The 11,625-nt window shown below is 65.0% G+C and carries 12 protein-coding genes; 7 read left to right on the top strand and 5 right to left on the bottom strand.

Annotated elements, in window-relative coordinates; genetic code table 11:
- Window positions 1–525, bottom strand: a 525-nt coding sequence (locus tag IE88_RS17915; RefSeq protein ID WP_156032624.1) for a tetratricopeptide repeat protein, incomplete at its 3' end; no start/stop codon positions are given.
- An 87-nt stretch (window positions 526–612) separates the two neighbouring features.
- The gene (locus IE88_RS0114155; RefSeq protein ID WP_156032623.1) at window positions 613–2,316 is read right to left on the bottom strand and encodes an ATP-binding protein; all 1,704 of its coding nucleotides are present in this window, start codon (window positions 2,314–2,316) and stop codon (window positions 613–615) included.
- Window positions 2,317–2,683: 367 nt separating this feature from the next.
- On the opposite strand from IE88_RS0114155, the gene IE88_RS0114150 reads away from it, so the two are divergent.
- The 4 genes from IE88_RS0114150 (at window position 2,684) to IE88_RS0114135 (ending at window position 6,101) form a co-directional block, all read left to right on the top strand.
- Window positions 2,684–2,911 (top strand): helix-turn-helix domain-containing protein, encoded by a 228-nt coding sequence (locus tag IE88_RS0114150; RefSeq protein ID WP_031555683.1) that lies wholly within the window; start codon window positions 2,684–2,686, stop codon window positions 2,909–2,911.
- A complete protein-coding gene (locus tag IE88_RS17575; protein WP_051882301.1) occupies window positions 2,904–3,398 on the top strand; it encodes a DUF2840 domain-containing protein in 495 nt (164 codons plus the stop codon). Before IE88_RS0114150 ends, IE88_RS17575 begins: the two co-directional genes overlap by 8 nt.
- The gene (locus IE88_RS0114140) at window positions 3,395–3,913 is read left to right on the top strand and encodes a S26 family signal peptidase (protein WP_031555677.1); all 519 of its coding nucleotides are present in this window, start codon (window positions 3,395–3,397) and stop codon (window positions 3,911–3,913) included. Before IE88_RS17575 ends, IE88_RS0114140 begins: the two co-directional genes overlap by 4 nt.
- A gap of 235 nt (window positions 3,914–4,148) precedes the next feature.
- Window positions 4,149–6,101, top strand: coding sequence for a DUF3363 domain-containing protein (locus tag IE88_RS0114135; protein ID WP_031555674.1), 1,953 nt, complete (start codon window positions 4,149–4,151; stop codon window positions 6,099–6,101).
- A 118-nt stretch (window positions 6,102–6,219) separates the two neighbouring features.
- On the opposite strand, the gene IE88_RS0114130 is transcribed toward IE88_RS0114135, so the two are convergent.
- The 3 genes from IE88_RS0114130 to IE88_RS0114120 all read right to left on the bottom strand — a co-directional run bounded on the left by IE88_RS0114130 (window position 6,220) and on the right by IE88_RS0114120 (window position 7,910).
- Window positions 6,220–7,095 (bottom strand): hypothetical protein, encoded by an 876-nt coding sequence (locus IE88_RS0114130; RefSeq protein ID WP_031555672.1) that lies wholly within the window; start codon window positions 7,093–7,095, stop codon window positions 6,220–6,222.
- A 159-nt stretch (window positions 7,096–7,254) separates the two neighbouring features.
- Window positions 7,255–7,488 (bottom strand): ribbon-helix-helix protein, CopG family, encoded by a 234-nt coding sequence (locus IE88_RS0114125; RefSeq protein WP_031555671.1) that lies wholly within the window; start codon window positions 7,486–7,488, stop codon window positions 7,255–7,257.
- Complete coding sequence (locus IE88_RS0114120) at window positions 7,485–7,910, bottom strand: putative toxin-antitoxin system toxin component, PIN family (protein WP_031555669.1); 426 nt, start codon at window positions 7,908–7,910, stop codon at window positions 7,485–7,487. Before IE88_RS0114120 ends, IE88_RS0114125 begins: the two co-directional genes overlap by 4 nt.
- A gap of 227 nt (window positions 7,911–8,137) precedes the next feature.
- Between IE88_RS0114120 and traG the strand changes: the two genes are divergently transcribed.
- From traG to trbB, 3 genes are read left to right on the top strand one after another with little or no spacing between them, the layout of a single operon-like run.
- The gene (gene traG, locus IE88_RS0114115; protein WP_081871695.1) at window positions 8,138–10,183 is read left to right on the top strand and encodes an IncP-type conjugal transfer protein TraG; all 2,046 of its coding nucleotides are present in this window, start codon (window positions 8,138–8,140) and stop codon (window positions 10,181–10,183) included.
- Window positions 10,180–10,626 (top strand): hypothetical protein, encoded by a 447-nt coding sequence (locus IE88_RS0114110; protein WP_051882299.1) that lies wholly within the window; start codon window positions 10,180–10,182, stop codon window positions 10,624–10,626. Before traG ends, IE88_RS0114110 begins: the two co-directional genes overlap by 4 nt.
- Window positions 10,623–11,582: a P-type conjugative transfer ATPase TrbB gene (trbB, locus tag IE88_RS0114105; protein WP_202900515.1), complete on the top strand. Its 960-nt coding sequence runs from the start codon at window positions 10,623–10,625 to the stop codon at window positions 11,580–11,582. The genes IE88_RS0114110 and trbB overlap by 4 nt, the downstream gene beginning before the upstream one ends.
- Window positions 11,583–11,625 lie beyond the last annotated feature (43 nt).

Genomic DNA, 11,625 nt, shown 5'->3' with positions numbered 1-11,625 from the left:
ACCAATCTCGCTGCGTGCGATAGCCAAGTTATTGCGCGTTAGAAGAATATCGGGATGGTCTTCACCTAGGACACGCCGTTGCTCCGACAATACTCTCTCAAAGGCATCTATTGCTTCTGCGAATCTCCCGGCCCGCGAGAATATCTGCGCCTGATTGCAGCGTGTTACTAAAATTGAGCGGTCGTCATTGTTGAGAATACGCTGCTGATCACGCAGCAGCCCCTCATAGAGATCTATTGCCTCCTCCAACCTTCCGGTTTCACCAAGAAAAACGGCGATGTTTTCAAGCGTGACGAGAACCCCCGGATGATCATTGCCGAGCGTACGGCGCTTGTCCGACAAAAGATGTTCAAGGGCCGAAATTGCCTCTTGAACTTTCCCCGAATTTCCCAATACGAGAGCGAGATTATTACGCGTTGCGAAAACGTCGGGGTGATCTTCTCCCAGCTCGCACTGTTGTTCGGCCATTAGCTGTTTTAATGCTTCGATAGACTGTTCGAGCCTGCCGGCGCGTTTGAGAAACAACGCTCTGTACGTTCCGATGTCGAACGCGACAGTTCGCTCGGAGCTATGGGTTAACCTTTTCCCCTTCTCTGCGAGTTCGATGCACGTCTATAATTCTAGAGGTTGATTCTCTAGCTGTTGAAGAATGAAAAGCACTGCGTGAGCGGCCAGATCGTCCGCGACCAAACCCTTCTCATTGAGCGCTATAGTGAGCCAGGCACGGTTCTGCCCGACGGTTCCGTCTTCGTCGTCCCAGTCGAGTGATGAGACCTGATCTGCGAGTGACCTAAGAAACGGTTTGATGATATCCTCATCCAGAAGACCCGCTTCCTCAAGCGTCTCCTCCTTAGCGATCGCAAGCTGATCAGGTTCGTTGAAGTGCCTCAGCCACTCGTTGGCCAGCCTGACCCAGCCATGGGGGACAAACCGATCGTCGAACGCTTTTACGGGATCAATTGCTTCATCGATGAGGGAAGCGACTGCCATTCCGGCGTTCTTGACCATCTGGGCATGCCAAGTGGCCGCCTCCCGCGGCATGGCGAGGGTAGAGAGAGCGAGGACGCATTGCGTTGTGTAGGGAAGCTCATCCCAGAGCTGACGGTAGAGGTCTCTTACCGCATTTGGTAGGCCGTCTATGGCCTTCTGTGTGATGCGGAGCTGTCCGGTATGCGCATGCCGCCTGTAGGCTCTTAGATGGCAAACGAGTTCTATCGGTAGCGGGTTGTTGTAGCGGCGCGCTAGGCGTTCGACGATAGCGCCGTCAGTTTTTGGATAGTAGTGTCGAACGATTGCTTCGCGCGCATCAAGGGCGAGTTCACCCATCGAGGCGCCATCGGGGAACCCAACCGGCACCGGGCGGTCATGAGCTAGGCGAACGATGTCCCGCTCAAGAGAGGGATCGTTGCATAGATGCTGCAACCTCTCCGAGGCATCAATCTCGCCCGGCCAGGTCGTCGTCAGGAGGAAAACGGGCGCTCGACGGCGCAGTAGGTTCTCGAGCAGGTCGAAGATGAGTGGATCGGCCCTGTGAAGGTCCTCGACGAAGACCACAAATGGCAGATCGGGCTCGGCCAGCTTGGCGATCAGGATCGTCGTTTCATCGACAAGGTCGAGTGTGTCATCAAGAGCAGGAGCGCCAGCTTCCTCGATGGCCTTGCGACGCTTCGCGACTGCGCCGGTTCGAACTGCGGCGAACCGGCCGAAAGCTACAGCTAGGCCCATGCCCGGCAAGGCGTTGCTGAATAGCGCCTCGGCAGCCTTGCCGAGTCCGGTAGACGCCACCTCGTCGAACAACTCGTTGGCGATTGCTACGGCCTGCGATCGCGTAAGGGGATCCTGCCCACGGTTTGACGGCAAGGACGCCCGAGCTGCCTCTAGAAATATTCCGTGATTCAGCAACTGCTGCTGGTCGTTGAGTAGCGCATTGACCGCTGTCCCGTTCCGCTCGCCGCAAGCAAGCCCCCACCAGAAGAACTCGGGTAGCGAGCCTCTTTCTCGATCGCGCGGCGCAGTTTCTGGATAAACCCGCTTGCGTCTCCAACCGACCGCTTCGTGATCAGCTACTGCGTGATCAGGCAATTCTTCAATTGCTTCGAGAATGGTGGCCGGCCAGTAGCTAGTGCTCTGTCGACCGGCCAGGCGTTCGTAAAAAGCTTGGGCGACCCGGGTTTTACCCCAACCCGAGGGAGCCTCAAGCGAGAGCCAAGTCGAGGTTCCCTTCCGGCGTTGACGGTCAAACAGGTCGGTTATGCCATCAACGAGCAGCTGGCGGCCCTTCCCGACGAAGGGTGGTTGGACATTGTGCGCAGACATGACGCCCCCGAGCGCTATCGCTCCCTGAGCCAAGTATCCGGCGTTTCTCCGTCAGCGACAAGAAACCCAGACAGAATGAGATGTCTTGCCCGCCTTATCGCATTGACGCTTAGGCCAGGTAGCGGTGCATATCTCTTCAGGCTGGAAGCGCCTCGTATAGTTCCGTTACCTGCCCGCCTTCGGCCGTTCGTTCAGCGAACTCGAACGCGAAAGATCGGCGAAAAACGTCCTTAGCGAAACGGCGTAATTCCGCTTCCCAAAAAGGGGGGACGAAACCGCCCGTCCCATCTTCGTCCCCTCCCCGGAACCACCCGCTTCGGCACCCTCGACCACGCCGCATTCCCGCGGCGGACCGAGGAGAAGCACCGTGTCAGACTACCTTTCTAACCCCGAGGAAGCCGTCACTGAAGCCGACGAGTTCATGACGTCGCGCCAGGCGGCGGAGTTTCTCAAAATGAGCGAGCGAACGCTCAGCAACATGCGCTACCAGCGCCGTGGGCCGGCCTACCGCAAGCATGGCGGGTCCGTCCGGTATGCCCTAGCGGACCTGCTGGCGTGGTCTGAAGGCACCCGCGTGGCGTGCGACCATGACTGACGCTCGACCCGGCGAACACACGTCCCTGCACCTCACCCGCGTGCTGCTCTCCTACGAGCACCAGCGCGCTTCACGACGCCTCTTCTTCGGCGAACCGGTGCGGCGGCAGTCGGTCGGGCGAGGCGTCAGTCACGCCTTCTTCGAGCCGAGCCAAACCTTCTGTTACGTCGTGTGGGAGGCGGGTAGCTACGGCACGAAGCATTGGTCGTTGGTCGTCTGTCGCGCCGGACGGCCTGGCGAGACGCTCGACAGACTGGACGGCGTCGAGCCCGGCGTGCGCATTCTGCTTCGAGCGGGAACGGCGCATTACGTCCACAAAGCGCTCGCGGTCATGGACGAGATCGTCGAGGACGGCGCGGCTCTGACAACCGTGCCGGACGCCTACTGGCGAGCCGTTCAGGTCGCGTTTGACGGGCGCAAGCCCGCTCCACCCTTCCAGCGATCTAACGGGTCAGCCACGGCTCGTCTCGTGGAGACGAAACGATGATCAGCAGGCGCTTCACCGCAGTCGCTGCCGTCTTCGGAGTCATCACGATAGCCGTCGCTGCATCGATCGAGACGGAGCCCAGGCTCGTCTACAATGGCAGCCGAAGCGTGCCTATCGGCTGGTACGTCGTAAGTCAGAAGCCGCGCTACGAACACGATGATCTCGTACTCGCCGAACCGCCTCCTGCTTTCGCACGCCTGATCGAACGGCGAGGCTACCTTCCGTCCGACGTGCCTCTCATCAAGCGCGTCGCAGCGCTCGATGGCGACACGGTTTGCACGTCGGATGACGCGCTCGAAGTGCAGCTTGGCACGGGCGAAACGACAACCGTTCGGTCCCTTTCGATGGACCGATCCGGCTGGGTCATGCCTCGCTGGGAAGGGTGCCGAACGCTCGCCGCCGGAGAGGTTCTGCTTCTGCTTTCCGACACCGATCGATCGCTCGACGGCCGCTACTTCGGACCCGTTCCGATCACCTCGATAAGGGGCGAGGCTCGGCCTCTGTTCGGCTCGTGAGGGTTGGGTCGGTGCGTAGAGACGTGCAGCTTGGACTGCGGAGCGAAGCGGAGAAGGCCAACGGCAAGATAAAGACCCGGCGCCAAACGGGGTTAGGCGCCTGTCTGCACGTCTTTTTTTCGTGTCCAAGATGGGAGGGGCTTGGACACGCTGACCTCGGCCAACGCCAGGTCGTACCTGGCGTTGCGGATGGCGCCAAACGGCGATCGAGTCTCTCCGTGCAAAGACGTGCGGTATGAGCGGCGAGTTCGACTTCGACGACTTCCGCCCCCGCCCGGGGCGGATCGGGAAGGATCGCAGCGGGCGGGTCGCGCCGACTCTCGACCGCATCGGGCAGGCCGCCGCGAAGTCCGCGGCGCGAGGAGGCCGGTCAGGCGGGAGCCGAGGGACTGCGTCACGCTCGGTCCGCTCGCCCTATGCCGGCGGCCGACGGGTCGTCGTGAAGGCGCGCGTGCATCGCCTCACGGGCAGCGGCGCGGATCGAGCCGTTGCGCACCTTCGCTACCTGCAGCGCGACGGAGCCGGCCGAGACGGTGAGGACGGACGCTTCTACGACGCGCGCAGCGACGATGCGGATGGGGATGCCTTTCAGAAGCGGTGCGAGGGCGACCGCCACCAGTTCCGCTTCATCGTGTCGCCGGAAGACGGTGCGGAGCTGTCGGACCTGAAGCCGTTCGTGCGCGGCCTTATCACCGACATGGAACGCGACCTCGGAACGAAGCTCGACTGGGTCGCGATGGACCACCACGACACCGAGCACCCGCACACCCATCTCGTCATGCGCGGACGGACGGATCGGGAGACGGACCTTCGCATGCCGCGCGACTACATCGCGAAGGGCATCCGCGAGGCGGCGGAAGCGCGGCTCGACCGGACGCTCGGCCCACCCTCCCCGGACGCGCAGCTGCGAAAGATCGCCGCCGACATCGACCGCATCCGACCCGGCCCGATCGACCGGCTCATCGAGCGCCAGGCGGACGCTTCCGGACGCATCATTCCGACCCTCGTTCCGCTGCAGCGAGGCTCGGTCCTCGCTCCGGCCCACCTGATCGCACGCCTGAAACGACTCGAAGCGTTGCAGCTCGCCGAGCGAATGGACAGGTCGGCCTGGCGAGTTGTACCGACCCACACGAACGAGCTGCGCGCCTTGGCAACGCGCGAGGAGCGCCTCGCCCGCATCGAGCGTGCCTTCTCAGGGCGAGCGGACGCTCCCTCCCCGCACGACTACGCACTGTACGAGCCGGAGTGCGGTCAGCCGGTGACAGGCCGCGTCGCCGCGCTCGGCCTGTCCGACGAGTTGCAGGGCGCACGCTATGCCATCATCGAGACGACCGAGGGCCGAGCGTTGCACGTCGAGCTCGGCACGACGACGAACAACCGACCGTTCCGCCGCGGCGACGTCGTCAGCGTCACGCCCGCCCGGACAGTCGCCAACGAGGCCGACCGAACCATCGCCGCCGTCGCAGCGAAGAACGGCGGGCGCTACTCGCCGATCCTGCACGCGCAGGAGGATCGGCGTGCCTCTGAAGCCTTCCTTCGAACCCACGTCCGCCGGTTGGAGGCAGAGCGGCGGCTCGGCAACACAACGCGCGAACGCGATGGCTCGTGGACCGTCCCGCCCGACTACATCGGCCGCGTCGAGGAAGGACTGCGAGCGAAGGCCAATCGAGAACCCGTTCGGGTGCAGGTCGAGGCGACGCTGTCGGTCGCCGAGCAGACGCGGACACGCGGTGCGACCTGGCTCGACCGGATCGTCGTGCGCACCCTACCCGCGCCGGGTCGCGATGCCGGTTTTGGTGCAGAGGTCACGACCGCCCTTGCTCACCGACGGGACTGGCTCGTTACCGAAGGTTACGCGACGCGCGACGCGGCGGGACGGTTCACTCCAGCGACGGAGATGCTGCGGCGCCTCGAAAGGGACGAGCTACGCGCGGTCGCTGAGCGCCTGTCGGCAGAGAGCGGCAAGGCCTTTCGCGACGTTCGACCCGGCGAGACCATCGAAGGCATCTATCGCCGCCCGCTGGATCTCGCCTCCGGACGTTTCGCGATGATCGAGACCGAACGGGCCTTTGCGCTCGTTCCTTGGCGGGACGTGCTGGAACGGAACCGCGGCAAGGAGGTCAGCGGCGTGATGCGGGGCCGAATGATGTCGTGGACGCTGAACCGGCAGCGCGGGCTCGGACGGTAGCGCGGTACAGTCTTTGTCAGCTAGCCGCCAACTATCGGCAAACGAGGGTACGCTCCTCGTCGCAGTCGAACCTAAGGCCTTTGAAACCGAACGGCAGGTTTCGGGCCTTCAGGTCCCTTTAGCCGATCGCGCCTGGCGCGTGGCAGGCTACGAACCGGTCGGCCATATCCGTCCGTGCGGCGATCGCAGCATTGACCGCTTCAGGATCGGTCAGCGGCGTCCCCGTCAGCGGCGCAATGCCGAGGGCTTCGGCTTGCCGTGCGCCGAAATAGAGAAAGTCTCGCGGCAGCGTGCTATCCCCACCGCAGCGGCTCGCGGGCAAAGCTTCCTTGTCCATCGCGTCGACGCCGTGAATGACGGCCAGGCTCGCTTCGGCTCGGGTCAACAGGGCATCCTGGCGGGTCCGGGCATCGTCGTAATCACCGAGGACCCGCGCCCGGTCTGCCTCGACGTCGTCGAACAGCTCGCCATGCTGCGCATAGAGCGCGTCCAGCTCTGCTGCGACGCGGGTCCGCGTTTGGTCCGAGAAGCCGCCGTGGAACAGGATCAAGGTGCCGTCCGTGACGTGCCGGTCCGGTAGGCCCGCATAGAGGTAGTTCGCGCACGAAGAGGCGCAGATCTCGCTTGCCAGGACAGTCGCATCTTGCGCCTGCAACGCCTCGGCGATCGCGAGCGCTCGGTTCGCGTCCCCGCCATGGGATCGCAGGACGAGCAGCTTGCGGTCATCGGTACGGACTTCCGTAGCCCAGGCTGCGAGCGCTGCGGTCCCTTCAGCGCCCTCCTCGCCGCTCGCGAACGTCCCGTCGAAGCAGGCATGATCGCTGCTCAGGCGGCGAAGCGCGCCGGGCCGGCCGGCAGCCTCGGCGCCGCGCTCGGTGAACCAAGTCAGGCAGGCGCCTTCACCGACTACCGCCTCCACCGGGCCGGGTTGCCGCCCATCGACGCTGCAGGCAGCGAAGACGAACGCAACCATCGCAAGCATCATCGTTCTCATCCCGTCTCCATCCTGCTTTTCATGCAGGCTTACTATCCAGCTCGAAGGGGAAAGTCTCGATCAGGTTCCGCGCTTTGGCGTGCCACGCCGCTAAGCACGCGTCAGGCCCGTCTTTCGCCTACCGCCGCACCATTCAGAACCTAGGTGATGAGCGAGGCGCTATACGGGCTTGCCGCTTCCATGCGCCTCATCGAGCGCGTCCAGGATCGCGAGCCCTTCATCGACGTTGCCGCGCGCCGCGCGCGTACGGAAGCGCATCTCGACGTCGAACTCCGCCACGGCGCGCGTGCCGAACTCCTCGAACAGCTTGTTCATGCTGACACCACGATGGCGGGCCAACGCCCGCAGACGCTCGTGCTGGTCGTCGGGAAGCCTGATCGTCAACGTGCTCATGGTCGTTTCTCCTTCAAGAAGCGGGCGGGCGTCAGGACGGACAGTCCCTTGAAGCGCAATGTACCCCCCGCGACGTCTCTCGTGTTGCCTGCGATGATCGTGCTCGCACTTCCGGCCACGGCGAGTTCGATCAGATGATTGTCGGCCTCGTCCGGTAGGTTCGGACGCCAGAGGTAGTAGACCCGCACCCAGACCGCGACGGACAGGAGCGCATCTAGAAGCCGCTCCCGTTCACGCGGTGCGATGGGTGACGCTCTGAACACCGCCTCCCGGCCCAACACGTCCTCGTACTCAGCGAAAAGGGCGTTGCCGAAGACCGGAACGACCTCGCCGACCAGCGCCTGCCGGAGCACCTGTCGGGGGGCGCCGTCTGCGCTGAGGATGGCGGAGACGAAGACATTGGTATCGAGCACAACCCGCATCAGGCTCGAATGATTGCATATATGCTGTCAGATCGCAACCGCGATGGAGGACGACTGCCCGAGGCCGAACTTTTTTCAATACCTGCTTTCGCCTACTTCACGCACAAATGTTCGCTACACTTCTCTCCAGTTCTCATGAAGACAAATCAGGTAAAACTGTGCATTTGATTTATCCACGCACTTTCTGATCTTTTGCTCTCCATTCGATGCTTCGGAGAGCCCCGCTTGTGACCAACGCCCGCATCAACGTCGCCTCCGCCTCGCTCGTGCTCGGCACGGCGCTCACCGGTGTCTGGGGCGGCACGCAGGTCGCGGCCGACGCGCTTGGCCATCAGGCGGCGCTCGGGTCCCCGTGGTTCGAGGCAGCGGGCGTGCCGGTCTACAAGCCGTGGCGTTTGTTCCAGTGGTGGTACGCCTACGACGCCTACGCCCCGCACGTCTTCGATCGCGCCGGTACCGTGGCCGCATCGGGCGGCTTCGCCGGGATCGGCGTCGCGGTCGCGGCATCCGTCTTCCGCGGACGGCAGGGGAAAGCTGCGACGACGCACGGCTCGGCGCGGTGGGCGACCACCCGCGAAGTTCGAAAGGCGGGACTGCGCGCCCGTGACGGTGTCGTCCTCGGTAAGCATGCCGGCGACTACCTTCGCCACGCCGGGCCCGAACACGTCATGGCCTTCGCACCCACCCGGTCCGGCAAGGGCGTCGGGCTTGTCGTACCGACGCTCCTCGACTGGACCGGCTCCGCGGTCATTCACGACATCAAGGGCGAGAACTGGCAGCTCACGGCCGGCGCCCGTGCCGAACGCGGCGCGGTCGTCCGCTTTGATCCGACCGACGCTCGCTCCGCTCGGTTCAACCCACTGCTCGAAGTCCGCCGCGGCGAGCACGAGGTTCGCGACGTCCAGAACATCGCGGACATCCTCGTCGACCCCGAAGGTTCGCTCGAGCGGCGTAGCCATTGGGACAGGACGGCCCACGCTCTTCTCGTCGGTACGATCCTGCACGTGCTGTATACGGAAGAGGAGAAGACGCTCGCTCGCGTCGCCGAGGTGTTGTCGGACCCAACCAGGACCTTCGCCGAAACCCTGCGCGCGATGCTCGCGACGAACCACATCGGCACGGACGAGGCACCGAGCGTTCACCCGGTCGTCGCGCAGGCCGCGCGCGAACTGCTGAACAAGTCGCCGAACGAGGCGTCAGGCGTCCTCTCGACCGCGACCAGCTTCCTCTCGCTCTATCGCGACCCGGTCGTCGCCGCGAACACAGCCTCGTCCGACTTCCGCATCGCCGACCTCGTGCACGGCAAGCGTTCCATGTCCCTCTACCTCGTGGTACCGCCATCCGACCTTAGCCGGACCAAGCCGCTCGTCCGCCTGATCCTGAACCAGATCGGTCGCAGGCTGACCGAGGAGCTGCCGAGTGACCAGTCGAAACGGCACGAGCTGCTCCTCATGCTGGACGAGTTCCCGGCGCTTGGTCGGCTCGACTTCTTCGAGACCGCGCTCGCCTTCCTCGCTGGCTACAAAGTCCGCGCCTTCCTGATCGCGCAGTCGCTCAACCAGGTCAGCAAGGCCTACGGCGAGAACAACGCCATCCTGGACAACTGCCATGTCCGCGTCGCCTTCGCGACCAACGACGAGCGGACGGCGAAGCGCATCTCCGACGCGCTCGGCACCGCGACCGAGCACAGAGCGCAGCGCAACTACGCTGGTCACCGGCTCGCCCCGTGGCTCAGCCACGTCATGGTCAGCCGGCAGGAGACCGCTCGCCCGCTGCTGACGCCCGGTGAGGTCATGCAGCTGCCGCCCGCCGAGCAGATCGTCATGGTCGCGGGCACGCCGCCGATCCGCGCGCGCAAGCTGCGCTACTACCAAGACCCGAGTTTCCTCCGGAAGGTGCTGCCCCCACCGACCGGCGAAGGGCTGCAGGCCGGTCAGGGCGCGCCTGCCCTCCCCGCGCCCGACCGGCCGCAGCCGACCCATGACTGGCAAGGTCTGACCGCCAGCGTCGCGCCGACGCTTCGGGCGGTGACCGAGATCCATGGCGGCGATGACGGAGCCGGGTCGGGTGAGAAGAGCCAAGAGCGCCGTCCCGACGATGAGCGGGGCGCCGGCAGAGAGATCGACCGCGACCTGGCGGACGATCTCCTCGGTCCCGACGACGAGACGGACGCGACCCTCGTGAACCCCACTGACCGCGTCCTGCGCGAGCACACGCTCGGCGACGTTCGAGGCGAGGACGGTCCCGGCATCGGCGGAGGGCTGTTCCGATGAAGCAGGCCAAGCCGAAGATGAACGTCCGCGTCCTACCGGAGACACTGCAGATGCTTGATCGGCACCCTCGCCGGTCCGGTGTCAGCAAGGGCTCGGTCGTGGACGCCGCGATCGCGCACTACTGCGCGCCGGAGCGGCAGGACGAGGCTGTACTGGAGCGCCTCAACCAACACGCCAAGCGCCTCGACCGGATCGGTCGCGACCAACGCATCACGGCGGAGATGATCGCGCTCTTCGTACGCTACTACCTGTCCGTCACGCCCGCCCTGTCCGAGGAGGCACAGCGGCTCGCGAAGCAGACCGGCGCGAAGCGCTTCGAGCAGTTCATCGAACGCGTCAGCGAGCGGGTGCGCGGCGGCGGGGGCCTCACCACGGAGGTGGCAGAGGATCTCACCCCGACCGCGGCGGACTTCTTCGGTACCGAGAAGGAGCCGAGCCGATGAACAGCGCTGAGCGCCAGCACGCCATGTTTCTGACGGCCCTCGGTCCGCACGTAGCGGTCGCGCTACAGGACGAACGCGTCACGGACGTCATGCAGAACCCCGACGGACGCCTCTGGGTCGACCGGCATGGCGACGGCCGTCAGTGCCTCGGGCGTGTCCTGCCCGTGGCGGACGCCGAACGGATCGTCCGCTTCGTCGCATCGCACGTCCGCGCCGAGGCGCATGACGGCTCGCCGATCGTCAGCGCCGAGCTGCCGGGCACCGGCGAACGCTTCGAAGGCCTGCTGCCACCCGTCGTGACGGCGCCGTGCTTCGCGATCCGCCGCCCGGCCTCGGTCGTCTACACGCTGGCGGACTACGTCCGATCAGGCGTGATGTCCGAGGGGCAGGCGGACGTCCTACGTCACCTCGTCCGCCACCGACGCAACGTCATCGTGGTCGGTGGCACGGGGTCCGGCAAGACGACGCTCGCGAACGCCCTGCTCGCCGAGGTGGCAGGGCAACGCGAACGGGTGGTGGTCATCGAAGACACGCGCGAGCTACGCTGCGACGCAGCCGACGTCGTCCGCCTGCGTACGAAACAGGGGACCGCGGACCTGACCGCCCTTCTCCGCTCGACGCTGCGCCTGCGGCCTGACCGCATCATCGTCGGCGAGGTTCGGGGACCGGAGGCGCTGGATCTACTGAAGGCGTGGAACACCGGTCATCCCGGCGGGATCGCGACGCTGCACGCGAATAGCGCCCGGGCGGGACTGACCCGCTTGGAGCAACTCTGCGGTGAGGCGGCCGTGAACGTGCCCCGCGGCATGATTGCGGAGACCGTACACGCCCTCGCCTTCCTGAAGGGGCGCGGTCGGCACCGCCGCCTCGACGAGATCGTCACCGTGCAGGAGCTGAACCCGGACGGTGACTACGACCTCGCGCCCTGCGCGAGCCTTCGGCCGGAGGATGGATAGGCCCCCGCCTTACGCCCCCCCCGCGCCGACCAACTGGCCCCAA

The sequence above is a fragment of the Parvularcula oceani genome, from assembly GCF_000733125.1.
Classification (GTDB): domain Bacteria; phylum Pseudomonadota; class Alphaproteobacteria; order Caulobacterales; family Parvularculaceae; genus Parvularcula; species Parvularcula oceani.
This window is presented reverse-complemented; position numbering and strand designations above follow the sequence as displayed.

Coding starts and splice junctions, on each gene's coding strand:
- IE88_RS0114155 (WP_156032623.1), bottom strand. CDS start 2,316: ATGTCTGCGCACAATGTCCAACCACCCTTCGTCGGGAAGGGCCGCCAG.
- IE88_RS17575 (WP_051882301.1), top strand. CDS start 2,904: ATGACTGACGCTCGACCCGGCGAACACACGTCCCTGCACCTCACCCGC.
- IE88_RS0114140 (WP_031555677.1), top strand. CDS start 3,395: ATGATCAGCAGGCGCTTCACCGCAGTCGCTGCCGTCTTCGGAGTCATC.
- IE88_RS0114135 (WP_031555674.1), top strand. CDS start 4,149: ATGAGCGGCGAGTTCGACTTCGACGACTTCCGCCCCCGCCCGGGGCGG.
- IE88_RS0114130 (WP_031555672.1), bottom strand. CDS start 7,095: ATGAGAACGATGATGCTTGCGATGGTTGCGTTCGTCTTCGCTGCCTGC.
- IE88_RS0114125 (WP_031555671.1), bottom strand. CDS start 7,488: ATGAGCACGTTGACGATCAGGCTTCCCGACGACCAGCACGAGCGTCTG.
- IE88_RS0114120 (WP_031555669.1), bottom strand. CDS start 7,910: ATGCGGGTTGTGCTCGATACCAATGTCTTCGTCTCCGCCATCCTCAGC.
- IE88_RS0114110 (WP_051882299.1), top strand. CDS start 10,180: ATGAAGCAGGCCAAGCCGAAGATGAACGTCCGCGTCCTACCGGAGACA.
- trbB (WP_202900515.1), top strand. CDS start 10,623: ATGAACAGCGCTGAGCGCCAGCACGCCATGTTTCTGACGGCCCTCGGT.